Source organism: Candidatus Pelagibacter sp. PS_10_02 (genome assembly GCF_059418005.1).
The window spans coordinates 49,607-75,925 of the sequence record NZ_CM182076.1; the positions used below are offsets into that span (position 1 = coordinate 49,607).

Annotated in this window: 31 protein-coding genes and 1 tRNA gene; 12 read left to right on the top strand and 20 right to left on the bottom strand. The window is 26.9% G+C overall.

Translation table 11 applies throughout. The annotated features are described in order from the left end of the window. Entirely contained in the window at positions 1-747 is a 747-nt protein-coding gene (locus AC5SL1_RS00230; RefSeq protein WP_494591947.1) for a hypothetical protein, read from the bottom strand. A gap of 86 nt (positions 748-833) precedes the next feature. Here AC5SL1_RS00230 and AC5SL1_RS00235 point away from each other — a divergent pair. The 3 genes from AC5SL1_RS00235 (at position 834) to AC5SL1_RS00245 (ending at position 4,384) form a co-directional block, all read left to right on the top strand. Next, positions 834-923 (top strand) — tRNA-Ser (locus AC5SL1_RS00235). A gap of 120 nt (positions 924-1,043) precedes the next feature. Beyond that, positions 1,044-3,101 carry a DNA gyrase subunit B gene (locus tag AC5SL1_RS00240; RefSeq protein WP_494599687.1) on the top strand — a complete coding sequence of 686 codons (2,058 nt, stop codon included), beginning with the start codon at positions 1,044-1,046 and terminating at the stop codon, positions 3,099-3,101. A gap of 2 nt (positions 3,102-3,103) precedes the next feature. Then, on the top strand, positions 3,104-4,384 hold the full coding sequence (locus AC5SL1_RS00245) for an ActS/PrrB/RegB family redox-sensitive histidine kinase (RefSeq protein WP_494599689.1): 1,281 nt from the start codon (positions 3,104-3,106) through the stop codon (positions 4,382-4,384). Here the strand turns inward: AC5SL1_RS00245 and AC5SL1_RS00250 are convergent. Genes AC5SL1_RS00250 through AC5SL1_RS00260 form a run of 3 tightly spaced genes read right to left on the bottom strand, consistent with a single transcriptional unit; the run spans position 4,381 to position 7,681 of the window. Further along, positions 4,381-6,189: a cobaltochelatase CobT-related protein gene (locus AC5SL1_RS00250; protein ID WP_494599691.1), complete on the bottom strand. Its 1,809-nt coding sequence runs from the start codon at positions 6,187-6,189 to the stop codon at positions 4,381-4,383. The genes AC5SL1_RS00245 and AC5SL1_RS00250 overlap by 4 nt on opposite strands. Further along, on the bottom strand, positions 6,190-7,164 hold the full coding sequence (cobS, locus tag AC5SL1_RS00255; RefSeq protein WP_494599693.1) for a cobaltochelatase subunit CobS: 975 nt from the start codon (positions 7,162-7,164) through the stop codon (positions 6,190-6,192). It abuts the gene before it with no gap. Then, complete coding sequence (locus AC5SL1_RS00260) at positions 7,154-7,681, bottom strand: J domain-containing protein (protein ID WP_494573220.1); 528 nt, start codon at positions 7,679-7,681, stop codon at positions 7,154-7,156. The genes cobS and AC5SL1_RS00260 overlap by 11 nt, the downstream gene beginning before the upstream one ends. Positions 7,682-7,706: 25 nt before the next feature. Here AC5SL1_RS00260 and AC5SL1_RS00265 point away from each other — a divergent pair, with 25 nt between their 5' ends. After that, positions 7,707-7,967, top strand: coding sequence for a BolA/IbaG family iron-sulfur metabolism protein (locus AC5SL1_RS00265; protein WP_494599695.1), 261 nt, complete (start codon positions 7,707-7,709; stop codon positions 7,965-7,967). Here the strand turns inward: AC5SL1_RS00265 and aroB are convergent. Together aroB and AC5SL1_RS00275 are read right to left on the bottom strand one after the other, a co-directional pair. After that, complete coding sequence (gene aroB, locus AC5SL1_RS00270; RefSeq protein ID WP_494599697.1) at positions 7,956-9,062, bottom strand: 3-dehydroquinate synthase; 1,107 nt, start codon at positions 9,060-9,062, stop codon at positions 7,956-7,958. The genes AC5SL1_RS00265 and aroB overlap by 12 nt on opposite strands. Further along, positions 9,049-9,561 (bottom strand): shikimate kinase, encoded by a 513-nt coding sequence (locus tag AC5SL1_RS00275; protein WP_494599699.1) that lies wholly within the window; start codon positions 9,559-9,561, stop codon positions 9,049-9,051. The genes aroB and AC5SL1_RS00275 overlap by 14 nt, the downstream gene beginning before the upstream one ends. Before the next feature lie 59 nt (positions 9,562-9,620). Between AC5SL1_RS00275 and AC5SL1_RS00280 the strand changes: the two genes are divergently transcribed. The 5 genes from AC5SL1_RS00280 to truA are packed head-to-tail and all read left to right on the top strand — an operon-like array spanning position 9,621 to position 13,748. Next, positions 9,621-9,797 carry a hypothetical protein gene (locus tag AC5SL1_RS00280; protein WP_494599701.1) on the top strand — a complete coding sequence of 59 codons (177 nt, stop codon included), beginning with the start codon at positions 9,621-9,623 and terminating at the stop codon, positions 9,795-9,797. Then, the gene (locus AC5SL1_RS00285) at positions 9,772-11,535 is read left to right on the top strand and encodes a hypothetical protein (RefSeq protein WP_494599703.1); all 1,764 of its coding nucleotides are present in this window, start codon (positions 9,772-9,774) and stop codon (positions 11,533-11,535) included. Before AC5SL1_RS00280 ends, AC5SL1_RS00285 begins: the two co-directional genes overlap by 26 nt. Positions 11,536-11,561: 26 nt before the next feature. After that, positions 11,562-12,080, top strand: coding sequence for a peptide deformylase (def, locus tag AC5SL1_RS00290; RefSeq protein WP_494586629.1), 519 nt, complete (start codon positions 11,562-11,564; stop codon positions 12,078-12,080). Between the two features lie 2 nt (positions 12,081-12,082). Further along, the gene (fmt, locus tag AC5SL1_RS00295) at positions 12,083-13,015 is read left to right on the top strand and encodes a methionyl-tRNA formyltransferase (protein ID WP_494599705.1); all 933 of its coding nucleotides are present in this window, start codon (positions 12,083-12,085) and stop codon (positions 13,013-13,015) included. Then, positions 13,008-13,748, top strand: a complete 741-nt coding sequence (gene truA, locus AC5SL1_RS00300; protein ID WP_271516934.1) for a tRNA pseudouridine(38-40) synthase TruA — start codon at positions 13,008-13,010, stop codon at positions 13,746-13,748. Before fmt ends, truA begins: the two co-directional genes overlap by 8 nt. Here the strand turns inward: truA and AC5SL1_RS00305 are convergent. Genes AC5SL1_RS00305 through rpmH form a run of 11 tightly spaced genes read right to left on the bottom strand, consistent with a single transcriptional unit; the run spans position 13,738 to position 21,366 of the window. Further along, positions 13,738-14,217, bottom strand: a complete 480-nt coding sequence (locus AC5SL1_RS00305) for an SET domain-containing protein (RefSeq protein WP_494599707.1) — start codon at positions 14,215-14,217, stop codon at positions 13,738-13,740. The two genes, truA and AC5SL1_RS00305, sit on opposite strands and share 11 nt — an antisense overlap. Before the next feature lie 31 nt (positions 14,218-14,248). Then, a complete protein-coding gene (locus tag AC5SL1_RS00310) occupies positions 14,249-15,178 on the bottom strand; it encodes a histone deacetylase family protein (protein WP_494599709.1) in 930 nt (309 codons plus the stop codon). Then, complete coding sequence (locus AC5SL1_RS00315; protein ID WP_494599711.1) at positions 15,179-15,373, bottom strand: hypothetical protein; 195 nt, start codon at positions 15,371-15,373, stop codon at positions 15,179-15,181. It lies immediately after the preceding gene. Further along, positions 15,373-16,527 (bottom strand): succinyl-diaminopimelate desuccinylase, encoded by a 1,155-nt coding sequence (gene dapE / locus AC5SL1_RS00320; RefSeq protein ID WP_494599713.1) that lies wholly within the window; start codon positions 16,525-16,527, stop codon positions 15,373-15,375. Before dapE ends, AC5SL1_RS00315 begins: the two co-directional genes overlap by 1 nt. Continuing rightward, positions 16,528-17,355 carry a 2,3,4,5-tetrahydropyridine-2,6-dicarboxylate N-succinyltransferase gene (dapD, locus tag AC5SL1_RS00325; protein WP_494599715.1) on the bottom strand — a complete coding sequence of 276 codons (828 nt, stop codon included), beginning with the start codon at positions 17,353-17,355 and terminating at the stop codon, positions 16,528-16,530. It lies immediately after the preceding gene. A gap of 29 nt (positions 17,356-17,384) precedes the next feature. Further along, positions 17,385-18,056, bottom strand: a complete 672-nt coding sequence (locus AC5SL1_RS00330) for a pyrimidine 5'-nucleotidase (RefSeq protein WP_494599717.1) — start codon at positions 18,054-18,056, stop codon at positions 17,385-17,387. Beyond that, on the bottom strand, positions 18,053-18,919 hold the full coding sequence (gene argB / locus AC5SL1_RS00335; RefSeq protein WP_494599719.1) for an acetylglutamate kinase: 867 nt from the start codon (positions 18,917-18,919) through the stop codon (positions 18,053-18,055). The genes AC5SL1_RS00330 and argB overlap by 4 nt, the downstream gene beginning before the upstream one ends. After that, positions 18,920-20,596 carry a membrane protein insertase YidC gene (yidC, locus tag AC5SL1_RS00340; RefSeq protein ID WP_494599721.1) on the bottom strand — a complete coding sequence of 559 codons (1,677 nt, stop codon included), beginning with the start codon at positions 20,594-20,596 and terminating at the stop codon, positions 18,920-18,922. Continuing rightward, on the bottom strand, positions 20,596-20,847 hold the full coding sequence (yidD, locus tag AC5SL1_RS00345) for a membrane protein insertion efficiency factor YidD (RefSeq protein ID WP_494599723.1): 252 nt from the start codon (positions 20,845-20,847) through the stop codon (positions 20,596-20,598). Before yidD ends, yidC begins: the two co-directional genes overlap by 1 nt. Continuing rightward, on the bottom strand, positions 20,847-21,191 hold the full coding sequence (gene rnpA, locus AC5SL1_RS00350) for a ribonuclease P protein component (RefSeq protein WP_271516908.1): 345 nt from the start codon (positions 21,189-21,191) through the stop codon (positions 20,847-20,849). The genes yidD and rnpA overlap by 1 nt, the downstream gene beginning before the upstream one ends. A 10-nt stretch (positions 21,192-21,201) precedes the next feature. Then, positions 21,202-21,366: a 50S ribosomal protein L34 gene (gene rpmH, locus AC5SL1_RS00355; RefSeq protein ID WP_271516905.1), complete on the bottom strand. Its 165-nt coding sequence runs from the start codon at positions 21,364-21,366 to the stop codon at positions 21,202-21,204. 92 nt (positions 21,367-21,458) lie between these two features. Between rpmH and AC5SL1_RS00360 the strand changes: the two genes are divergently transcribed. Together AC5SL1_RS00360 and AC5SL1_RS00365 are read left to right on the top strand one after the other, a co-directional pair. Further along, complete coding sequence (locus AC5SL1_RS00360) at positions 21,459-22,178, top strand: TVP38/TMEM64 family protein (RefSeq protein WP_494599725.1); 720 nt, start codon at positions 21,459-21,461, stop codon at positions 22,176-22,178. Further along, positions 22,175-23,443 (top strand): hypothetical protein, encoded by a 1,269-nt coding sequence (locus AC5SL1_RS00365; protein ID WP_494599727.1) that lies wholly within the window; start codon positions 22,175-22,177, stop codon positions 23,441-23,443. Before AC5SL1_RS00360 ends, AC5SL1_RS00365 begins: the two co-directional genes overlap by 4 nt. A gap of 7 nt (positions 23,444-23,450) precedes the next feature. On the opposite strand, the gene AC5SL1_RS00370 is transcribed toward AC5SL1_RS00365, so the two are convergent. Genes AC5SL1_RS00370 through AC5SL1_RS00380 form a run of 3 tightly spaced genes read right to left on the bottom strand, consistent with a single transcriptional unit; the run spans position 23,451 to position 25,693 of the window. Beyond that, on the bottom strand, positions 23,451-24,572 hold the full coding sequence (locus AC5SL1_RS00370) for a DegT/DnrJ/EryC1/StrS family aminotransferase (protein ID WP_494599729.1): 1,122 nt from the start codon (positions 24,570-24,572) through the stop codon (positions 23,451-23,453). After that, positions 24,569-24,985 carry a cupin domain-containing protein gene (locus tag AC5SL1_RS00375; RefSeq protein ID WP_494599731.1) on the bottom strand — a complete coding sequence of 139 codons (417 nt, stop codon included), beginning with the start codon at positions 24,983-24,985 and terminating at the stop codon, positions 24,569-24,571. Before AC5SL1_RS00375 ends, AC5SL1_RS00370 begins: the two co-directional genes overlap by 4 nt. A 3-nt stretch (positions 24,986-24,988) precedes the next feature. After that, the gene (locus AC5SL1_RS00380; RefSeq protein ID WP_494599733.1) at positions 24,989-25,693 is read right to left on the bottom strand and encodes a glycosyltransferase family 2 protein; all 705 of its coding nucleotides are present in this window, start codon (positions 25,691-25,693) and stop codon (positions 24,989-24,991) included. A gap of 20 nt (positions 25,694-25,713) precedes the next feature. Here AC5SL1_RS00380 and AC5SL1_RS00385 point away from each other — a divergent pair, with 20 nt between their 5' ends. Beyond that, on the top strand, positions 25,714-26,319 hold the full coding sequence (locus AC5SL1_RS00385; RefSeq protein WP_494599735.1) for a hypothetical protein: 606 nt from the start codon (positions 25,714-25,716) through the stop codon (positions 26,317-26,319).

Sequence of the window (26,319 nt, forward strand, 5' to 3'; positions counted from 1 at the left end):
CTAATATTTTTTGTGATTAAAAAAATAAATTTTAAGTTTTCTAAAAAAAAATAATTTTATTTTTTTTATTATACTTTGTTTATATTTCTTTCCATTGGTACCAATAAAACCTTCTATATCTGCATAAATTGGTGTTTTGGATAAACTCATTCCATCCGATACTGCTTTTAATGTAGCACTTGCCACACAATTTTCAAAAATTTTATTTTGTGAGTCATTAGTTTTTTTTGTTTCTGGTAATAAGTAATTTATAAAAAAATTTTTAGTACCCCCATAAATATTAGCATCCGCAAATTTTAGGTTATCAGTAATATTTACATATATGTCTGACTCATTTTTTATAATATCTTTGATTATTGCTTTAAAATTTTTTACGCAATGTCTTCCTGTTATATCTATAAAGTACTTGGTAGTTTTTGCAATTTGTGATTGATCAAATATTTCTTTCAGGCAAAGATATTGCCCATACCCCTTGCCTAGAGATTTATCATATTCATTATTTGAGTTAGAAGAAATAATCTCAATCTCTTTGTTCTTTATATCTTCTGCAACTTCATTAAAATAACTTAAATCAAAATTTGAATTTTCAATAAGTATTATTTTATTAACAAATGCATTGTTAACCCAAAAGTTAAAGGATTTTTTATAGTCTTGAAATCTTATTTCTGGGTTACTTCTCACAAGGTTAGGCATTTGAATAGGATTTACCGTGCATGTTAAAATAATACTAAAATCAAAACTTTTCATAAATATTAATAAATTAACCTTAAAAGATAAGAAATAGAAATATATAATTAAATATAATATATATTTTAACAAATATATTTTTATATGGAGAGATGGCCGAGCGGTTTAAGGCGCACGCTTGGAAAGTGTGTGTACTGTTAAAGGTACCCAGGGTTCGAATCCCTGTCTCTCCGCCAGAATAGAAATGACATTTAAAATCAAGGTTTATTAAGCAATATTGTGTGTATTAATATAATTAATTTCCCTCTTTTTTTTATAAAAATGCTATAATTATTTAAATTTCCAATACAAAAAAAATGAAAAACAACTCAACATATCAAGCAGACTCTATCAAAGTTTTAAAAGGTCTTGAAGCTGTTAGAAAAAGACCTGGAATGTATATTGGTGACACAGATGATGGCACTGGTTTGCATCATATGGTTTATGAAGTTGTTGATAATTCAATTGATGAAGCTTTAGCAGGGTATTGTAAAAATATAGAAGTTAAAATTAACTCTGATGGAACAATTACTGTAAGAGATGATGGTAGAGGAATTCCTGTGGATATGCATAAAGGTGAAAAAATGTCTGCAGCAGAAGTTATTATGACACAACTTCATGCGGGTGGAAAATTTGATCATGACTCCTACAAAGTTTCAGGTGGTCTTCATGGAGTTGGAGTTTCAGTAGTTAATGCGTTATCAGAAAAATTAAAATTAGAGATTGAGAGAGATGGTAATAGGTATTATATGGAATTTAAAGATGGGGTATCAGTTGCACCGCTTAAAATTATAGGAAAATCAAAAAATACTGGTACACAAATAACTTTTTTACCGTCAAAAGAGATTTTTTCTTCAATAAAATTTTCACCTAATATTATTATTAAAAGAATGCGAGAACTTGCATTCTTAAATAAAGGAATAAAAATCTCAATTAATGATTTAAATCAAAAAAAAGAAAAGGTAATTGAATTTAAATTTGATGGTGGGGTTTTAGAATTTGTAGATTTTTTAGATGAAAAAAGAGAAAAACTTTTTAATAAAACAGGAAATGATTTGTTTAAAAAACCAATTTATATTGAAGGTAAAAAAGACAATATAGAAATTGAATGCTCTCTAAAATGGAATGCAAGCTATGGTGAAGATATTTATCCTTATACAAATAATATATATCAAAAAGATGGTGGAACCCATTTACTAGGATTTAGAAGTGCACTTACAAGAGTCATCAATAAATATGCTACTGAACATAATCTATTGAAAAAAAATAAATTAACTATATCGGGTGATGATATTAAAGAGGGATTAACTTGCGTAATTTCTGCAAAAATACCAGATCCTAAATTTTCATCACAAACAAAAGATAAGCTAGTTTCATCAGAAGTTAGAATGATTGTAGAAAATATTATAAGTGAAAAATTATCGATATGGTTTGATCAAAACCCATCAACGTCTAAAATTATTTTAGCAAAAGTAATGCAAGCAGCTTTAGCAAGAGATGTTGCTAGAAAAGCTAGGGAGAATGTTAGAAGAAAAGGAGCACTAGAGCTAAGTGGTTTACCAGGAAAACTTGCTGATTGCCAAATAGGCAAACAAGAAGGCACTGAATTATTTATAGTAGAGGGAGATTCTGCGGGAGGTTCTGCTAAGCAGGGCAGGAATAGATCTAATCAAGCTGTTTTACCATTAAGAGGAAAAATACTTAATACATATGTTGAAGAAATTATTCTCAAAAAAAATAGTAATAAAGATGGTAGCGAACATAGAACAAAGGCATTGGCAAAAATGATGTCATCAAATGAAGTGGTAACTTTGATTAATGCACTTGGTTTAGACCCAAAGGTTCAAGATATTGATTTAAAGGATTTAAGGTACGGTAAAATAATTATTATGACAGATGCTGATGTTGATGGATCTCACATTAGAGCTTTGTTGTTAACATTTTTTAATAATAAGCCATTTAATAAATTGATTGAAAATGGTCATGTTTATCTAGCCCAACCACCTTTGTTTAAAATAAATAAAGGTACAAAAGGAATTTACATTAAAGATGAAAAAGAATTAGAAGACTATATTTTAAAACATAGCAAAGAATTACAAAAAATAAAAAAAGGAACAAAAGAATTTAAGAGAGCTTATGAGGAAGAAAAATCAAGAATGAGTATTCAAAGGTTTAAGGGATTAGGAGAGATGAATCCAGAAGAATTGTGGAGCACGACTTTGGATCCTGAAACTAGAAATTTATTACAAGTTCAATATTCAAAAGACTTAAAAAAAGACCAAGATTTAATCCACACTTTAATGGGCAATGATGTTGCCTTAAGAAAAGACTTTATTGTGTCAAATGCTATTAATGTTCAAAATCTAGATATCTAATAATGAAGTTTTTCGAAACTTCAAAATATTTTTCATTAAAAAAATCTACTTACATAAATTTAAGATGGATTGCAATTATTGGTCAACTTATAACAGTTAACCTTATTTATTTTGTTTTTGACTTTAGATTTAATCTAATTTTAACAAATTCAACAATTCTAATCGGGGTGCTAAGTAATCTTTATTTAATCTATATTAATCAGAACACTCAACTAACAGATAAGATAGCATTTCTTTTTTTATTTATTGATATTTTACAACTGAGTTGTTTGATTTATTTAACAGGTGGAATTATAAATCCTTTTTCAATTTTTTTGATTATCCCGGCTATATTTTCATCATCCAATTTAGGTTTTAGAAGCAATTTATTATTAGTTTGCTTCACAGTTTTAATAATTATTTTTCTTACCTTTTTTAATCAACCTTTACCCTATCCAATTAAAGAACATTTTCATGTAGACAGCTATTATTACTATTCAATTCCAATAGCATTGATTATTGCTTTACTTTTTTTGAATTATTTTGCTTCAACCTTTGGATCAGAGTCCAGAATAAGAAAAGAGGCACTAAATAAAATGGAAGAAATCATGTCAAAAGAGCATGAACTTTTATCCTTAGGAGGACAAGCTGCTGCTGCGGCACATTCTCTTGGAACTCCATTTTCAACTATCAAAATTATTTCATCAGATTTATTAAAACAATTTAAAGATGATATTGATGTTAAAAAGGATGTTGAATTGTTGGTCAGTCAGATAGATAGGTGTAGTGAGATACTTAAAAAGCTTACGTTAAACCCAATAGTAGAGGATAATTTTATTGATAGCAATCTTACATTGTCAAAATATATAGATGAGATTGTTAAATCGTTTCAAGAAATAAGCAAAAAAGAGTTTATTGTAAATTATGATCAAAATTCTAATCCATTAGGATTTAATAAGTCCATAGAGGTAATTTATGGCTTGAGAAATTTTATTGGTAATGCAAATAAATTTTCAAGAAAAAAAGTTTTTATAACACTTAAAACGAACAGTGAGTTTTCTGAAATTATGATTGAGGATGATGGTGATGGGTATCCTAAGGATGTGCTAAGTAAAATTGGCGAACCTTATGTGAAATCTCTAAAGTCTTCTATAAATTCAAAATCTGGATTAGGACTTGGAATGTTTATTGGAAAAACTTTGCTTGAAAAAAATCATGCAAGTATTTTATGTAAAAACTCTGAAACAAGAACAGGTGCTGAAGTGAATATAAAGTGGAAAAATCAAGATCTTTTAAAACTTTAATGTAATTTTTTTTTAGTTTCAAATAAGCCACTTAACTGAGATATCATAACATCACCAAGCTCATGAACATCTGTTATCTTAATGGCTTTTTCATAGTATCTAGATACATCATGACCAATTCCAATTGCAAGAATTTCAACATCAGTTTTAACCTCTATGAACTTAACTATTTTTTTTAAATGTTTTTCTAGAAAATCTCCAGAATTGACAGATAAGGTTGAGTCATCCACAGGAGCCCCATCTGAAATTACCATTAAAATTTTTCTTTCCTCTTTTCTTTTTTTTATTCTATTGTAGGCCCATGATATAGCTTCACCATCTATATTTTCTTTTAAAAGACCTTCCTTAAGCATCAGACCTATATTATTTTTAGTTTGTCTCCATTGAGTGTCAGCTCCTTTATAAATTATATGTCTTAAATCATTTAGTCTTCCAGGATTCTTTGGCTTATTTCTTTTTGTCCAAGCTTCTCTACTTTTTCCACCTTTCCAATTTTTAGTTGTAAAACCTAACACTTCTACTTTAACAGAACACCTTTCTAAAGTTCTAGACAATATATCCGCACAAAGAGCAGCAATAGTAATTGGACGTCCACGCATTGAACCAGAGTTATCGATTAGAAGTGTTACTATAGTGTCTTTAAAATCAAGATCTTTCTCTCTCATAAATGATAAAGAATTATATGGATCCATAATTACTCTTGTTAACTTTGAGCTATCTAACAAACCTTCCTCTAAATCAAATTCCCAGGATCGATTTTGTTTAGCAAGAAGTTGCCTCTGCAATTTATTAGCAAGCTTAGTTATAAGATCTTGAAAACCAATTAACTGTTGATCTAAATTTTTTCGTAGTTTTTGAGTTTCTTTTAAGTCTTCTAAAATTTCTGCTTTCGCAATTTCATCAAATTCATTTGTATAAATTTTATATTCTTGATCGATATTGTTAAGATTAGATTTTTGAAGAATGCTCTCTGAGCTTTCTTCTAATGATTCAGAATCCTCTAGTTGTTCATTCATTTGTTGATCACTAAGATCAAATCCTGCATCAAGACTAGCTTTTACCTCATCTTGTTTATTTTCATCTTCTTTAGCATCTGATTGATTTTCATCACTATTCTCAGATTTATTATCTTGATAATTATCTTTTTCATCTTCATTCTGATTATTTTCTTCATTATTCGAGTTAAAAATATCCATATTTTCTAAAATCTCAGAAAATTTTAAACTGTAATTGTCTTGATCTTCTAAGTTTTCATTTAAAAAATCTATGTGCTTATCAATAAATGTTGAAAAATCTTTCTCCCAAACGTTTAACATTTTAGATGATGTTGAATTAAGTTTTAAATTAAAAAATTTTTTTAACATAAATAGTTCAAATGCCTCAGCAACAGGGACATCATCCTTAGTTTTGATTTGATCTTTATGATTAGAATTAATTTTTTGTTTATAATTTTCATTTAAATTTTTTCCAACACCTTTGAGCATTTTTCCACCCAAAACCTCATATCTAATTTTTTCTGCAATATTATATAAAGATTTACAAGATGGATTATTTGGTAGGTTTTTATTAAATATATCTTTATTTGAAAATTTTTTCTTTAAAGCTCCTGAATCTGTTTCTGCTCTCAATCTAATAAAATCATTTTTACAAGATAAATTAGTTACATCAAAAAAATCAATTTTTTTATTACTTAAACTTTTATCAAGTTTTTTTACATCTAACTTATAATCTTCAGAAATTACTTTTGCAGTTGAAATTAAAGCTTGTTTAAATTGCTCTTTAAAATTATTTTCTTTGCTGCTCATTTAAATCCGAATATTAACCATAGACTCTGGCAGCTCGTCACCAAAACATCTTTGATAATATTCAGCTATAGTATTTTTTTCAATGTCATCACACTTGTTTAAGAAGGTGACTCTAAATGCATAGCCAGTGTCTTTAAAGATTTCAGCATTTTCTGCCCAATGCAATACTGTTCTAGGACTCATTACGGTAGATATATCTCCTGCTATAAAGCCTTTTCTGGTTAAAGAGGCTACTTTAATCATGTTTGCGATTTTTTCTTTACCTTTTGAATTATTCAAATTTTTATTTTTTGCCAAAATGATCTCCATTTCTTTATCAAGGCTAAGATAGTTCAGTGATGTTACAATATTCCATCTATCCATTTGACCCTGGTTAATCTGCTGAGTTCCATGATACAATCCAGTAGTATCCCCCAATCCTACAGTATTAGATGTTGCAAACAGTCTAAAAAATTTATTTTGCTTTATTACTTTATTTTTATCTAAAAGAGTAAAATTACCTTCTGCTTCTAGAACTCTCTGAATAACAAACATAACATCTGGTCTACCAGCATCATATTCATCAAAAACAAGAGCAACTGGGTTTTGTATTGACCAAGGCAAAATACCTTCTTTAAATTCAGTAACCTGTTTTCCATCCTTTACAACTATTGCGTCTTTACCAATTAAATCAATTCTACTTACATGACTGTCTAAATTTACTCTAATACAGGGCCAATTTAATCTAGCAGCAATTTGTTCTATGTGAGTTGATTTACCAGTTCCATGATAACCCTGAACTAGAACTCTTTTATTAAATGCAAATCCCGAAACTATTGCAAGAGTGGTGTCCCTATCAAATTTGTAATTTTTATCTATTTCTGGGACATACTCACTTTTTTTTGAGAAAGCGTCCACTTCCATATCTGAGTCAATTCCAAAAGATTGTTTTAAAGATATTTTGATATCTGGTTGTATGTTTAAATTAGGTGTCAATTTTTTCCCTATATGTATTTTTTAGCTGGGTGTAAGCTAAAGTAATTAATTTAAGTTTTTCTTCGTATTCTTTATTTCCTAAATTAATATCAGGGTGAAATTTTTTGACAAGAGTTTTGAATTTGTTTTGTATTTGTTCCCATTTTAATCCAACAGAAACACCCAAAATACTAAAAGCTTTAATATCATTAGCATCAAATTTAAATTGATTCATATGGTTATATTCACCTCTAAGCTTTGTTTTATCAAATTCATCCTTTAAAGTTGTGTTCCACAAAACTTTAAAAAAATTATCAGAAGAACTAAAGCTTTGAGTTGGTTTATGCCATGTCATATCAGATTTAAGAAAATCAAAGACTTGCTCATCATCCATACCTTTAAAATAATTCCAATTCTTATTGAATTCTTTGACATGTGCCAAACAAAGTAATCGGTATTTTTTACTATTATCTTTTTCAATTGGCGCTTTATATTCACCTATTTCAAAACAATTATTCCAATCACAAATATTTTTCATGCTATATAATAATAAATTATTATTTATGAATATAAATGAATTAATTACAATTGTTAAAAATAAACTTCAAAAAGAAATTATAATTCAGGATTTAAAAATTGAAGATAAAAGTTTTCTACATAAAAACCACAAGCAAAATCAAGAAGGAATGTACCATTTAAAATTGATTATTAAATCTAATGAGCTTGCTCAATTATCTAAAGTAGAATCAACAAAAAAAATTTATAATATCTTAGATTTAGAGCTTAAAAATTATATACATTCAATACAAATATTATTCAATTAATTCTTTTTGTAAAAAAGTAGCAATTCTTTTTTCATTGAATTCAAGTTTATGAATAGGGGTACCAATTTTGTTTAATAAAATTAAATTAATTTTTTTTGTATTGTTTTTTTTATCCTTTTTCATAAAAGATAAAATCTTATTAAGATCCTTAATTGAAAAAAATTTATTAATATCACTTGGAAGATTTAATTTATTAAGATGATTTTCAATTATTTGAAAATCTTTTATATTTAAATTTTTATTTATTAGACTGAACTTTGCTGCTGTTTTTACTCCCAGTATAACAGCCTCACCATGATTTAATTTTCTTGAGTATTCAAGTGTTGCTTCGAATGCGTGAGCAAAAGTATGTCCAAGGTTTAGTATTTTTCTTATCCCCATCTCTTTTTCATCTTCCTCAACCACTCTTTTTTTTATTAAACAGCTTTGGTAAATAGCTTTTTCAATGAATGGGCTTTTTAATCTTAAAATGTTAGTTCCATTTTTATTCAAAAATAAAAAGAATTTTTTATCTTTAATCAGAGCGTGTTTAAGTACCTCTCCATAACCACAAACGATTTCCCTTTTTGGCAAAGACCTTAAAAAATTAATATCAGAAATAACTAAACTTGGTTGGTAGAATGATCCAATTAAATTTTTACCATACGGGGTATTTACACCAGTCTTACCACCAATTGATGAGTCCACCTGTGAGAGTAAAGTAGTTGGAATATTAATAAATTTTAAACCTCTTTTATATATACTTGCTGCAAAACCCGAGACATCCCCTGTTATGCCCCCACCAATAGAAATTAAACAATCATTTCTGTTGAAATTTTTTTTTAAAAGAATTGATAAAATTTTTTGTACACTATTTTGGTTTTTATTTTTTTCATTAGCATTGAAATAGTGAATTATGGTTGAATATCTTGGTATAGATTTAATGACTTCTTTAATCAATTTTTTGGGGACATTTTTGTCTGCTATAATAAGACAATGATTTAAATTTATAGAAGCGTTTTTTAAAAATTTATTTAATTTATTTAAAATATTATTTCCTATGTAAATAGGATATTTTTGATTAACAGTATTAACTTGTATTTTAATTAAGCTCATAAATTTTTATTATCTTTTTTTGTATTTCAGTTTTTGTAAGTTTATTACATTTTATCTTAAATTGTGCTTTAGAATATACTTTAATTCTTTTTTTAATAATTTCTTTAATTTCCTTATCGGTTGATTTAAAAACTAATGGCCTTTTTTTACTATTTCTTATTCTTTGAAGTAAAATTGACTCATCCCAATCAAGCCAAAAACTGATATGATTTGATAAAACCTCTTTTCTAATATTATCATTTATAAAACCACCTCCACCTAGAGCAATTACATTTTTTTTATTTTTTAAGGATTTAAGTGTGATTTTTTCTTCTAATTTTCTAAAATAATCCTCTCCTTTATTTTCAAATATTTCTGTAATTGACATCTTTAAGGACTCCTCAATTAAGTTATCAATATCGATGAATGGAAGCTTTAGTTTTTTTGATACTAAACTTCCTATAGATGATTTTCCAGATCCCATCATTCCTAAAAAAATGATGTTTTTATTTGAATCCATAAGCTTTCTTTATTGAAAAAACACAAATATGTCTTAATTTGAAATTAATAAAAGATTATATGCAATTTACAAAAAATACAAGTAGCAGCAGAACTAAAGGCTTATTAATTAAAGTATTATTGATTTTAGTTGTTGTTGTAGTTGCCACAATGTTTTTAGGAAAAATAGAAATTCCATATCCCAGCAAAGATGTTGAAAAAATTATCTCAAATGAAAAATTTAAAATTGTTAAATAGAAAATGTTTTATAATTTTTCTGTTTTCCTTTTTTATAAGTCTTAATGTTCAATCACAAGAACCTATTGATATCTGGAGTATAGAAGAAAAGAGCAATACCAATAAAGTCTTAAATACCAAAAATGATGATGACGAAGAAATTCCTCAGAACAGTATTTATGAAATGCAATCTCAAAGTAATAGTGAGTTAAGTATAGAGCAATCACAAACTTTAATCTCCAAAGATGTAAAATTAGTAGGCCTATATGATCCAGAAGAAAATGGGCTAGATATAAATATGTGGTCTAATTCTAATGGTGATCAAATTTTAAATATTTTTAAGCGCATTGATAAGCTCAATTTATCTCAAGATGCTTCAGAAATAATGGATATTTTACTTTTGACTAATGCATATTATCCCAAGCAAAATATTACAGAAGAACAGTTTTTAGAAATAAAGTCTAACTGGCTTATTAAGAAATCAAATTATGGATTAATTGAAAATTATTTATTAACAAATCAAATTATTAATGAGAATTCAAAATTAACTAAATATTTAGTTGATCATTATTTGTCTGAATCAAATGTTAAAAAAGCTTGCGAAATATTTTCTGAAATTAAAGATCCCATAGAAGATGTTTATTTATCTAAATTTAATATTTATTGCCTTATTCATAATAACAAAAAAGAAGAAGCCCAACTACTGATAGATTTAAAAAAAGAACTTAATGATTTTAATGATAAGTTTTTTGAAAAAAAAATTAATTACTTGATGGGTTATACCAATGAACCTGATACAGAAATATCAGAAAATACAATTTTAAATTTTCATTTATCTCATATAACTAACTCAGATTTTAAATTTGAACCTAAAAACTCAACATCAAAAGAAATATGGCGATATTTGTCGACATCAAATCTTTTATATAAAATTAATGATATTGAACTTAATGAATTAGATAAAATTGCAAATATTGAAAAGGCCACTCATGATGGCAACTATTCAGAAAAGGAATTATTTGAACTTTATAAGAAATTCCAATTCGCCATAAATCAACTACTCAACATTAAAGAATCTACAAAAGTACTCCCTGCTATTGAGGCTAGGGCTTTAATTTATCAAGGAATTTTGATTACAACAGATATAGAAAAAAAACTTGAGCTAATGAATGCACTAAAAAACTCGTTTAAAATTGATGAAATAGAAGACGCATTTTCCGATGAATTAAGATACCTTTTAAGTGATATTGATGAACAAGAAGTCCCATCTAACTACACAACTTTTTATCAAAAATATATTGATAAAAAAGAAAATAAATTAACTAATATAAAAATAAATAATAAAATTTTACATCAATCAAAATTGATTAATCATTTTATATTAGAAAATGGCTTAAGTGATATTAATAAAGACGTAAACAATTTATTAAAAAAAATTAAAAAAGATAAAAAATATTTTTTCTCTAAAAAAGATATTATTTTAATTGAGTCTTTAAAGTCTGATGGAGTAAAAGTTCTTGATAAATTTAATACTTTATATGAACCCAATAACTATGAAATGCCATCAGATATTCAAATATTTATAAATAGTGGAGATATGGCAGCAACAATACTTAGAGTTATCGAAGTTATTGGACGAGATGAGCTAAAAAATATTGATGATGATACATTATATTTTATAATTAGTGCTCTTAACCAGCTAGATATTGATCCAATAAGAAATAAGATTCTGCTTAAAGTTCTTCCTTTAAAAGTTTAAAAATTATACTAAAATAATAGATAATTATGGCAGTTAAACAAATCTTGACAGAACCAAATAAATTTTTGAGGCAAATTTCAAAGCCTGTTGAAAAGGTGGGTGATGAAGAAAGAAAGCTAATGGATGATATGCTTGATACAATGTATGCAGCACCCGGAATAGGCTTGGCGGCTATTCAAATTGGTATTCCTAAAAGAATTATTGTTATGGATATTAGTAGAGATGAAAATAAAAAAGAGCCACTGTATTTTGTAAACCCAGTTATAAAAAATAAAAATGAAAATAAATCTAGATATGAAGAGGGATGCTTATCGGTACCAGATCAATTTGCAGAAATAGAAAGACCAAAAACGTGTGAGGTTGAATATTTAGATTATTATGGAAAAAAACAAATATTAAAAGCAGAGGGTTTATTAGCAACATGTATTCAACACGAAATTGATCATTTAGAGGGTATTTTATTCATAGACTATTTATCAAAACTCAAAAAATCAATGATTATAAAAAAACTTTCTAAATTTAAATCTAAAAGAATTATCGTTTAGTAATGACAAGGAAGATTGTCTTTATGGGTACACCATCTTTTGCTGTACCTATACTTAAAGCACTTCATAAAAAAAAATATTTGATATCTGCAACTTATACGCAGCCACCACAAAAATCACAAAGAGGGCAAAGATACAATAAATCACCAATACACATTATCTCAGAGGAATTAAATATTGAATGTAGGACCCCTAGAATTTTAAAAGGTAATAATGAAGAATTTAATTTTTTTAAAAAATTAGATGTTGATATAGTTATAGTAGTTGCATATGGACAAATTATTCCTAATGAATTTTTAAATTTATCCAAAAAAGGTTTTATTAATATACATGCATCATTATTACCAAAGTGGAGAGGAGCTGCCCCTATTCAAAGGTCAATTATAAATTTAGAAAAAGAAACAGGTATTAGTATTATGAAAATTGGAGAAAAACTTGATACAGGACCTGTTTGTAATTCGTATAAAATAGATATTAAAGAAAATGACAATGCAGAAACAATATCAACAAAACTTTCGATTTTAGCTTCAGAAAAAATATCAGAAAATATTGATGGTATACTTGATGATACTGTAAGATTTAAAGAGCAGGATCATAAAAATGCAACCTATGCATCTAAAATTAAAAAATCTGAGGGTGAAATAAAATGGAGTGATAATGCAGAAAATATAATTGGTAAAATAAATGGATTATACCCAAGCCCCGGAGCTTTTTTTATTTTTAAAGAAGAAAGATATAAAATTTTAAAAGCAGAATTAGGCACTAAAAGTGGTGAGATAGGTGAAGTAATGACTAGTGACTTAGAAATTAGCTGTGGAAATCAAAAATCTATAAAAGTTATTGAAATTCAAAGACAAGGAAAAAAGCCTCAAAATATTAATGAATTTGTTCTTGGCTCTCAAATAATAAAAGGCTCAAGATTAACAAATGTTTAGATATCAAATTTTGATAGAGTATATAGGAACAAGTTTTGTTGGTTGGCAAATACAATCTAAAGGAAAATCAATTCAAAAAGAAATACAAATCAAATTATCAAAACTTTTAAAAGAAAAAGTAGTTTTGATAGGATCTGGAAGAACAGACGCAGGTGTTCATGCAATAGAGCAGTCAGCTCATTTTGACTGCAAAAAAGAAATTCAAAATTTAGATAAGTTATTAAAATCAATTAATCATTTTATAAATGATAAAGGTATTTCTATTTTAAAAATTAAAAAAAGAAGTCTAAAATTTCACGCAAGACATTCAGCCAAACAAAGAATTTATAAATATATAATTTTTAATAGATTAAGTAAGCCTTCTCTTGAAAAAGAAAGAGGTTGGCACATAATAAAAAAATTAGATATTGAGTTAATGAAAAAAGGAGCAAAAAAACTTTTAGGTACTAAAGACTTTTCTACTTTTAGAGCATCAAGCTGTAATGCAAAAAGTCCAATTAAAACTATGGAATCTGTTTTGATTAAATCAAATGGTGGAAGAATTGAATTACAATTTAAATCACAATCATTTTTACAACAACAAGTACGATCAATGGTAGGTAGTTTAAAATACTTAGCTGAAAATAAATGGAATTTAAAAAAATTTGAATTTGTTATTAAATCAAAAAAAAGAATTCTTTGTGCACCACCAGCACCTGCTGAGGGATTATTTTTAGAAAAAGTTATTTACTAGTTCTTTGTCGGCCAATGCTAAATTTTTTATTAATTCTCCATCTAGACTCTGCTCGAACAATATAGCCACAACAATTTTTTGACTTACATTTGCATGGAAATTGTTTGTAATCTTCATCATAGCCAAAACCATAATCAGCTGTAATTTCTTCACCTTTTTTAATATCTCTTATAGCAACTACCCATAACCTTAAACCTGTCCCATTATAATCACAATTATTAGAGCAAGAGTGATTTATTAAACGTGCGGTATTCCAAGAAACATCTCCATCCAAGTCGTATTTTTTATTTAAATTAAACAAATAGATGGGCTTTGCATTATCAAACTTTTGTGATTCTTCTGTTTGTTTCTTAGTAATAATTTTGCCAACATAATTAATAATTCTAGTGCCCTCTTTGATGTCTTTTGTAGCATATAGCCCACGACCTTTTTTATCGATGTTAGATTTTTTAATTTTGTAAAGTTTCATTGTGAGTTCTTTAATGTGTATTAAGAAATTATCAATTAAATTCTAGTAAAGCTTTTACATGCATCTCAGTACTTTCTTGAAGTGCTAGTAGATCGTATCCACCTTCTAAAATTGACACTACTTTTCCATCACAATATTGTTTTGATAGCTCCAATGTTCTTTTGGTAATGTCATAAAAGTCTTTTGACTCTAATTGAAGTTGTGCCAATGGATCATCTTTATGGGCATCAAACCCTGCAGAAAGCAAGATGAATTCAGGTTTAAATTCTTTAATTTTATTAAGAACAGATTCATAGGCATTTAAATATTCTTCTGATGTTGTTCCTGCTGGCAAAGGAATATTTAATATGTTGTTGTGTTTTCCTTTTTCATCATTAGCACCCGACCCTGGATAATAAGGGTATTGATGAGTAGAAATATATAGAACTTTTTCATTATCATAAAAAATATCTTGAGTGCCGTTTCCATGATGCACGTCAAAATCAATAATTGCTATTTTATTAAGTTTGTATTTATTTATGAGATAATTAGCTCCAACAGCTACATTGTTATAGATACAAAAACCCATAGCTTTATTTTTCTCTGCATGATGACCTGGAGGTCTAACGGCGCAAAAAGCGTTTTTAAAATTTTTATTTTGTACACCATCAATAGCTGTAATAATTGAACCTACGGCATCTGATGTGGCATCCTTACTTCCTGGAGAGACAATTGTATCTCCATCTAAAAAAGATAATCCTTTTTCAGGAAAAGATTTTTCTACAAAATTTATATAATCAGAATTGTGAGTTGTTTCTAAAAGTGACTGGTCGAATTTTGAAGGTTTTTTCCATATTAAATCTTTATTATCTAATTTTTTAAAGTTATCGATAATTACTGTAACTCTATCAATTTTCTCTGGATGACCGTCACCCGTATTATGATTTTGATAAGTATCAGAGGTTATAAAACCAGTTTTCATTTAAGATAGATATTCTCGATAAATAGTTTCTCGTTCTACTTTTGTCATTCCTTTAGTTCTTTCTACAAACTCATTACGCTGTTCTCTATTCTTAAAAATAAAAAAACAAACTGTATCTTTAGAGTGATAGATAGCTTTTAATTCATCATCAATATCATAAAGTTCTTTAGGAATATCTGTTTTAATGCAAATCATTAAAAGTAATTTTTAAGAATTTCAGAATATATCTTTGTTAACTTTTTTAAGTCTGAAATAGATACTGCTTCATCTACTTTGTGCATTGTTTTACCTACTAGACCAAACTCTAAACATGGAGCAATTTTTCTAATAAATCTTGCGTCTGAAGTTCCACCTGTTGTAGATAATTGAGGTTTAATTTTTGTAATTTTTTTTATTACATTTTGAATCATATAAGTTGTTTTATTGGGCTTAGTTAAAAAAGCTTCACCTGATACACGATATTCTACTTTAAAATTAGATTTATCTTTTTTAGTAATTTTTTTGAAAATTTTATTTAATCTATTCCTTAAGCTAGAAGATGTATGTTTATTATTAAATCTTATGTTAAAGGTAGCTCTTGCAAGTCCTGGAATAACATTATCAGCTGTATTATTTATATTAATTTTAGTTACTTCTAAATTTGTTGGCTGAAAGTCTTTTGTTCCTTTATCAAATTTTATTTCTTTTATTTCATTCAGTATTTTGATCAATGAAGTTGATGGATTTTTAGCACGATGAGGATATGCAACATGACCTTGAGTTCCAATTATAGTTAATTCAGCATTGATACTTCCTCTTCTACCAATTTTAATCATTTCACCAAGTTTATTAGGGTTTGTTGGTTCACCAACTAAGCAAAAGTCTATTTTTTCTTTTTTCTTTTTTAAGTAATCAACTACTTTTTTAGTACCATTAATTGCAACACCTTCTTCATCACCAGTAATTAATAAACTAATTGATCCATTGATTTTTTTATTATTTGATACAAAGTTATTTACAGCAACAACCCAGCTTGCTATTGCACTTTTCATGTCGTTAGCACCTCTACCAATAAGATGATTTTTTTTAATAGCTGGACTAAAAGGCTTAATCGTCCAATCTTTCATATTTCCAGGAGGAACAACATCTAAGTGACCAGCAAACATAAAGTTTGGTTGAGAATTACCTAATCTCGCATATAGGTTTTTAACTGGTTTAGAATTTTTATCTTTAAACTCTAAAATCTTACATTTAAATCCAATAGCAGTTAATTTTTTAGCTAAGAATTTCATTACACCAGCATCAATGGGTGTAATGCTTGGAAATCTTATTAGCTCTTTAGCTAATGTAATTTCATTATAATTTGGCATTTAGTCTCTTAATAAGTCGTTAATAGAGGTTTTAGATCTAGTTTTTTCATCAACTTGTTTAATAATTACTGCACAATATAAAGCAGGGCCTTTACCATCTTTACTTGGAATGCTGCCTGGTACTATTACTGAGTACGGAGGAATTTTTCCATAGATTACCTCACCAGTTTCTCTGTAAACAATTTTTGTAGATTGACCAATAAATACACCCATTGATAATACAGATCCTTCTCCAACAATTACTCCTTCAACTATCTCTGAACGAGCTCCAATAAAGCAGTTATCTTCGATGATAGTAGGGTTAGCTTGCATTGGTTCTAATACACCTCCAATTCCAGCACCACCTGATATGTGACAGTTCTTTCCTATTTGTGCACACGATCCTACAGAAGCCCAAGTATCCACCATAGTACCTTCATCTACATATGCTCCAATATTTACAAAGCAAGGCATAAGCACTGCATTCTTTCCAATAAAAGAACCTTTTCTAACTGGAGAATTCGGAACCATTCTAAAACCAGCTTTTATATGATCTTCTTTTGTCCAACCCGATGTTTTACCTTTTAGTAAATGAGATTTGTCATACCAACTACTATATGGGCCACTTAATGAGTCCATATCATGGGTCCTAAAACTTAACATTATTGCTTTTTTAACCCACTGATTAACTATCCACTCATTACCATTTTTTTCAGCAACTCTTAGTTCACCATTATCAACAAGTTCAATCGTTTGGTTGATGGCATCTAATATAGACTTATCAGATTGACCATTTATGGAATCTTTATTTTCCCAAGCTGTATTGATAATGTTTTCAAATTCTTTCATAGTTTTATTTTATCGTTTGTAGGTTAGTTTTATTGTGCTTTTAATACATTAATTTCTTGAAGAAAAGAAGGCAAGTTCTTAATCTTATAATCAATATATGGTTTATCAGCATCTTTTTTTGCGAATACTTCATCATTCTCAAGCCAGCAAGTTTTCATTCCCAAGTTTTTAGCTTGTTCTAAATTATGAGCAATATCTTCAATTAATATTGATTTTGTTGGATCAAGATTAAATTTTTCAATTATTTTTTTATAAGGTTCAATTTTTGGTTTAGGTATAAAATTAGCATCAACAATATCAAATGCTCCATCAAACAAACCATCTATACCTAGTTGTTTAGTTACATTTTCAACATGAGCATGAGAACCATTAGTAAAAATATATTTTTTTTCTTTAATTTTAATTAATTCTTCCCGCAGCAACTTATCTTTAGGAAGCCAGCTAATATCAATGTCATGAACAAATTCCAGAAATTCATGTGGATCAATTTTATCGTGAGTCATTAATCCTGATAATGTTGTTCCATATTCATAGAAGTATTCTTTTTGAATCTCTTTTGCTTTAATTAAATCCACATTAAATTTCTTTGAAATAAAAGAGGACATTTTTTTATCAACTTCAGAAAAAACCTTTGTTTGTCCAGAATACAAAGTATTATCTAAGTCGAATATCCAGTATTTAGTATTAATTAAATTTTTCATTCTCTAATTAAAGTTCCTGAACCTTTATCAGACAATAATTCAAAAAGGAGTGAGTGATTTTTTCTTCCATCAATTATTACAACTGCCTTAACTCCTTTACTAGCAACATCTAGACAATTCTTAATTTTAGGTATCATTCCACCAGAAATTACTTTTTGATCAATTAATTCATTAGCTTTTTTAGAATTAATTTCAGGGATTAGTTTTTTTTCACTGTCTAATACGCCTTCTACATCGCTGATAATCATTAATCTTCTAGCTTTTAACTCAATTGCTATTGATCCTGCAGCAGTATCAGCATTTATATTAAAAGTTTGATTGTTTTCATCTAATCCTAATGGTGCAACAACGGGCACTTCATTAACTTTAATAATTTCTTTTAAAACATTAGTTTTAATGTGAGTGGGAGTACCTACAAAACCTAATTTGTCACTTTCAGGTTTTACAGTTATTATATTGTATTCTTTTGAAGTAATTCCTTTTGTTTCAGAAGATTGCTCCTTTAAAGCATTGACAATTTCTTTATTAAATTCAATCAATACATCTTCAACTATATTAATAGTATTTTTATCTGTAACTCTTAGTCCATTAATAAAATCACTTTTAATGTTAAGATCATTTAGTTTGTTGTTTATCCTTTTTCCACCACCGTGGATAACTATGGGATTAAAACCAAGTTTTTTTAAAACAGCAACATCTTCAATAAAAATTTTAAATAATTTTGGATCAATTAAAACACTACCCCCACATTTAATGACAATAAATTCATCATTATACTTTTCTAAATATTTTTTTACCTCTTTAACTGTTGGGCCGTCTTTAGGTAGGATGTTTGTTAATTCTTCTTCTTTTAACGATGACATTTATGTTGTTTTGATAGTCATTTTTCTTTGAACAATATATTGTTGAATCATTGTGAAGATGTTGTTGAAGCTCCAGTAGATAACAAGACCCGCAGGAAAGGGTGCAAGAATTACAGTTAGAAATACTGGAAAAAACATAAATATTTTAGCCTGTATAGGATCTGGTGGTGTTGGATTAAGTTTCTGCTGAATCCACATCGTGATTCCCATAATTATTGGCCATGCACCTATTAATAAGAAAGAAGGTGGATCCCAAGGAATCAAACCAAAAACATTAAATAAAGATGTTGGGTCTCTATCGCTTAAGTCATGTATCCATCCATAAAATGGCATGTGTCTCATTTCAATGGTTACAAATAATACTTTATACAGCGCAAAGAAAACTGGAATCTGAACCAGGATAGGTAGACAACCACTCATAGGATTAACTTTTTCTTTCTTATAAAGGGCCATCATCGCTTGTTGCAATTTCATTTTATCATCCTTATGCAATTCTTTCAGACGAGCCATTTCAGGCGCTAATAACTTCATTTTCCCCATGGACTTAAAGCTAAAGTTGGCAAGAGGGAAGAAAGCCAATCTAATACAAATAGTGACAGCAATAATTGCTAAACCATAATTACCAAGTAATTTAAAGAAGTAATCCAATATAAAGAATAAAGGCTTTGTAATGAAATACATAAAGCCCCAGTCAATTGCTAGATCAAATTTATTGATATCTAAATTTTCAGCATAACCATCAATGACACTTACTCTTTTAGCGGCAACTATAATTTGAATTTTTTCTTCAATAGAGCTGTTTGCTTTAACTTCTATACCTTTAGTTGATATGTAGTTGGCTCTGAATTTATTTTTATAATCAAAAGTTGTTTTAAACTCTTTTCCTTTTGGTGGTATAACTGATGTAACCCAAAATTTATCTGAAATAGCAACAAATCCATCTTGTGCAATTTGAGTAAATTTCTTTTCATGGATATCATCGTAATCTTCTTCAATTAATTGATCATCAAGTACAGATAAAAACCCTTCATGCAAAATATAAAAGCCAGATATCTCTGGTATTTTGTTTCTAATTATTTGCCCGTAGGAGTAAAAATTATAAGATTTATCTGATGAATTAATTATTTTTTCTTTTACAGTAAATAAAAATTGGTCATCTAGACTTATATGTTTTTCAAATGTGATACCTTGAGAGTTGCTCCATGTTAGTTTTACAGGATTATTATTAGTTAATCTTTTATTTCCAGAAATCTCCCAGACGGAAGAAGCATCAGGGATATCAATATTTTTATTAGTGCTTACAAAGCCACTTTCAATTAAGTAACCATCTTCAACATTTCTTGGGTTTAATAAGACTATTTTTTCATTTTTATTCAGTTCAACATTATATTCTTTAAAAGTTAAGTCATCTATTGTTGCACCTTTTAAAGAAATTGATCCAATAACACTTTCATTTTCAAATTGAATTCTATCATTTTCTTTTAAAGCATCTGTTCTTGATAGTTTTGCAAAGTTTTCATTTTTATCTAAGCTTGGAGTATCTGTATTGTTTTCAATTTTTTTTTGTTCAGCTAGATTTTGTTTTATAGCCACAGGATCAGGCTGAAAAAAAAGAGAGTATAAAACAATTACAGCTGCTGATAAGGATATAGCTGCAATTACGTTTTTTGTATCCATTATTTCTTACCCTTTAATTCTTTAATTACTGGATCAAACCCTTCACCACCACCCAACATTTTAATGGGATGACACGAAAATATTCGTTTAGTACTTTTTGAGATCCCTTTAATAAGCCCATATGTTCTTAAACATTCAATTGTATATTCTGAGCAGGTTGGGAGATATCTACACGAAGGAGTTAAATAAGGACTAATAACTATTTTATAAAGTTTGATCAGGCCAATTAAAATATTTGATATAATGTTCATTACTTAATCTTTTCTATGTCTTGGAATAAAGTATCTTTTATTATCGCATATTCATTGTTTAGCATAGTTATTTTCGCAATCACAAGGTAAGAATAATTAAAGTTTATAGACACTTTTTTTACAGCTTCGTTCATTATATTTCTTAATCTTCTTTTAATTTTATTTCTCTTTACAGCACCACGGATAAGTTTTTTTTTAACTACAAAGCTAATATTTAGTTTTTTATTATCTTTATCTGCGAGAGGACCAAAAAAAAGAGTGATATACTTGTTTGAGACTTTCTTTTTCTTAAGTAAATTTTTGAAATCTTCGTTTTTAGAAAGAGCAACAATTTTGCTTTTCATTTAGTTTGAATTATTTACCCTGAGGTTTTTTTTGGGTAGATGATACTGTGAGATTCTTACGTCCCTTAGCTCTTCTTCTCTTTAGAAGTTTTTTTCCACCTTTAGTTGCCATCTTTGATCTGAAGCCGTGCTTCTTAAGACGTTTTCCAACTTTAGGCTGATATGTTCTTTTCATAGGATATATTTAATCTTTAATAAATTTCGCTCTTTATAGTAATTAAATGTATAAATAGCAAATAGAAGATTTTATATTACTTCAAGCAAATTATGGAAAAATCAAAAAAAATTAAGATAATTTTAGGCATCTTCTATCTAGTATTTATTTGCTTATTTTTATACTTTTTCTTTTCATATTTTAGTTTGAAAGAGATTAACAGTATTAAGATTATTCAATCTAATGCTGACAAGTTAAATGAGTTAAAAAGTAATAACTTATTTCTTATGTCGATATTTTTTTTTCTTTTTACGGTACTATGGGTTTTTTTACTTGGTTTTGGAAGTCCAATAATCTTAGTGGGCGGTTTTATATTTGGTAAATGGCTTGGAACTTTGATAGTTACATTCAGTTTATCTATGGGTGCTTTAGCATTATATATAATTGCTAAATATTTTTTTTATGAAGTTTTAAAAAAAAAATTATTATATAAATTTAAAAAATTTGAAACTCTCTTTAGTAAAAATCATTTATTGGTAATGATTATATTTAGATTTGTTGGTTTTGTTCCTTTCTTTATAGCAAATTTATTACCCGTAATATTTAATATAAATGCAAAAAATTATTTTATAGGAACTTTTTTAGGAATTTTACCTTCTGTGTTTATATTAAGCAGCTTTGCAAGTGGTTTAAGTGAAGCATTATTTAAATTTGAAAAGTTTCCATCATTGATTTCTTTATTGGTGCTACCTGAAATATACTTTCCAATTATAGGCTTTATTATTATATTATTGATATCATTAATTCTCAAAAAAAAAATTTATAATAAATGAAATATCAATTCTTAAAAAAACCATTTTTTATTTTCATTTTGGTAAACATTTGCTTAGTAATTTTTTGGCTAGATATAAAACACCTTGTTGGAAATGACTCATCTATATCAGAATGGTTAATTAACTATCAAGGTGGTTTTACCAGAAGAGGACTTGGTGGTGAGATCGCTATGATTTTTGCAAATTTGTTGGATATTTCTTTAAGAAGATCAATATTTTTTATTCAAACAATAATCCATACAACTTATCTTGCATTAATATATTTTTATTTAAGAAATTTAAAATTAAATATTTTACAAAAATTCGCACTCTATGCGCCTATTTTTTTATTATATCCAATAGCAGAATTAGAAGTATTGGGAAGAAAAGAAATTATTTTATTTTTATTTTTTTTAATTACTATCTTTTTTTGTGCAAATAAATTTAGTGCTAAGATCATTAATTATTTAATATTTTTTGTAAGTCCAGTTGTTTGTTTACTTTGGGAGCAGGTAGTTTTATTTTTTCCATTTTTTTTAACAGTATTTATAATTAAAAATAATTTAAAAACATTTAAAGAAGTATTTAAAAAATCATTAATTGTTTTTTTTCCAGGAATTGTAACTTTTGTTTACATATTCATTACACCTTTAAGCAATACTGGACATGAATTAATGTGTAATTTTCTTAGCACCAATTATAGCGAAAGATGCTACATGTCAGCAAACATGTTAATCACAAGCACAATCCACTTTGATACTTTGTGGATACATGACAATGCAAATTTTACTCATTATTTAAGATATATTTTAATTTTTTTAGTTGGTTTTTTACCTTTAAACATTCTTATATCAAAAACTAAGTTTATTGAAAAAAATAATTTTATCACAAGAAACTTTAAATTAAAGACAGTATTTTTTATTCTTTATTGCCCAGCGTTAATGTTATTTATTTTTGGGTATGATTGGGGTAGATGGATAAATATAACTTATACGTTTGCAATTTTACTCTATTTTTATCTTCTAAAAAATTCCATAATAGAAAATGAATTAGAAATTAATAATTCAATATTAGGTAAATTTTTTAATAATAAATCTCTTTGTGCATTTGCATTTTTTTTATTTGCATTTTTTTGGAGTCCTAAAACAGCGATAACTGGAGATATTTCCACAAATATTGGATATAAAATTATCTACAATACTTCAAAAAAAGTGTTCAATTTTAATGGAATCAGATTGTTCCAAGAAAATCCCTTAATAAAATTTCATAAAAAATATATAGAATAGAATATTGTTATTTAAAAATAAGATTTACTTTTTGACAAATAAAATCAATCTCAGTTTTTTTTAAAGATAGACTTGAGGGTAAATAAAATCCATATTTTGAAATATATTCAGAATTTTTAAACTGTTTAGAGTTATATAATTTTAAATTTTTTAGAATATTTTGCTTATGCATTGGCCAGAAGAAAGGACGTGTACCTATTCCAAATTTATTGAGTTTATCCATGACTTTTTTAGCATCAAGTCTTATGTTTTTTTTAATTATCAATATTGCAATAACCCAGTAAATATTTTTAGCATAATTTTTTTTTGGTTCAGGGATATATATATTTTTGTTATTTCTTAATCTTTGATAAAATTGTAGACCAACATTGTGTCTAGTTTTTACAATTTTATTTATTCTTTTTAGTTGATTGATGCCTAATGTCGCTTGTATGTTTGTCATACGGTAATTCCATCCAATATCATCATGGTTAAATCTATTTTTTTTTCCAAAAGCCAAGTTTCTTAAACTTAACATTTTTTTATAAAATATTTTGTTATTAGTGGTTATCATTCCTCCTTCTCCAGTTGTAATTTGTTTATTTGCATAAAAACTAAATGTGGAAATATCACCAAAACTACCACAATTTTTATTATATATTTTCTGTCCAAGAGCTTCCGCCGCATCTTCTATAATGAATATTTTTTTTTTTTTACAAAATTTTTTTAATAGATCAACTCTTAAAGGAAAATTATATATATGAGTTGCAATAATAGCTCTTGTTTTACTTGTGATAGCTCTTTCAACTTTTTTAATATTCATGTTCCAATTCTCCATGTCACAATCTATTAATTTTATTTTAAGACCAAGCTTTATTATGGCTAATGCATTTGATATTATGGTAAAATTTGGGATGATTACCTCATCCCCTTTTTTTAAGTTTAGGCACTTAACAGCAATTTCCAACGCAGCGGTGCCACTCGAGACAGCAATAGAATATTTATGACCAATAAACTTTGAAAAATTTTGTTCAAATTTCTTAACATTGGAACCCTCTGAAGAAATCCAGCCACTATTTAAAACAGAATAAACTTTATTAGCATCAGCTTTAGTGATCAAAGGTTTATTTACAGGAATAAATTTTTTCAAAGTTTTTCTAATCTTTTTTTGTCTTTTTCACCGACGAAAGGTCCTTGTTTAATTTCAAGCATCTCTAATTTCTTAAGAACTTTAAATCCATGGCCACCTGATAATAGAAGAATCATATCTTTTTTATTAATAATTACTGACTTAGATCTTAAATTATTTTTTTTGTAAAAAAAAACTTTTAGTTGTCCAGAAAAAATAATTAGTAATTCCGACATTTGTTTAATAATTTTGCTGCGATTGATGTGAAAGTGAGGTTTAATTATATGATTTTTACTATGAGACATGCTTCCTATTTGGAAATTTAGATTATTAGGAGTAAAAAAATGAACTCCTTTTAATTTTTTTTTAGTATATTTAAATACTTTTGCTACTATTTTTTTTTCTACAATGATATTTTTAACTTTAAAATTCATAAATTAATATTTTATTTTTAATAATACACATTTAATAATTGTCATTAAATAAAAAAAACCGTTATTAAAAAACTTGATTATATTAGGTGCAGATTTACTATTTGTTTCTGTAATTTTTTTTTGAACAAAAGCAACTTCTAGATAATTTTTTTTTTTAATAATTAATAAAAAAACAAATTCTATAATGAAGTTTGCATAGTAAGAATTCTGTGGCAAGATATCTGACAAAAGATCTCTTTTAAAAAATATTATACAACTTGTATAATCTCGAATCTTATTTGATAGCAAGTATTGACAAATCTTATTCAATATAAAACTAGGTACACTTCTATAAGTACTTCTCAGATCAGCACCATGGATAACATATCTTGAAAAAATCACACAATCTTTGTCTTTATTTTTTTCAAAAGTATCAATAAAAAAATCAATTTCTTGATGCATATCAGCATCAAATCTTAAGATATAATGACCATTAGACATTAATATTCCAAAAATAAATGCACTTGCAAACCCTCTAGTTTTTTCTCTAACAAACAATTTTATTTTATCATTTTTAAGACTCTGAATAATTTTTATAGTTCCATCTGTTGAGTTATCGTCAACAATAATTATTTCTTTTATAGAATTTCTTCTAATGAGCTTAGCAAGAGTCACACTAATATTGATTGCTTCATTATAAGTACATAATATTATTGATAAATCACTCATGAAGATATTAATTATATTATATGAAAAAATACTTAAAAGCTTTATTTGATATAATTAAAAATTATCATTTTTACTCTATTTTAATCTTGGTAAATGAGGCTATTTATTACAAAAAATATAATAATGCATTTAATAAATTTAAGTATTTAGATAGTAATTATTTTTCCGACTCAATTCCTTGTTCATACTTTTTTTTAAAAAAGATAAAGAATTTTATAATAAAAAATAACATAAAATTTATATGTGATTTGGGTTCTGGGTATGGAAAAATTTTGTATTATTTAGGTGTTTTAAATAATTTTAAAATAGATGGTATTGAGTTTGAAAAAGAAATTTATTTAGAGTCTCTTAAATTAAAAAATGAAAATATACAAATTTTTAACAAAGATATATTAAACTTTAATATGCATGATAAATATCAATTATTAATAATAAATGATCCTTTAAAAAAAGATAAAGATTTTAATAAGTTAATTCAAAATATAAAAAATATTTATAAAAAGACTTTTATGGTTTTTATAAATCTAAATAAAAAAAAACTAAATTATGTTACTGAAAATTTAAAAGTTAAAGACTCTCTTATTATAAGCAAAAATAGAAATATTTTATTTTGTTCAATTAATTGA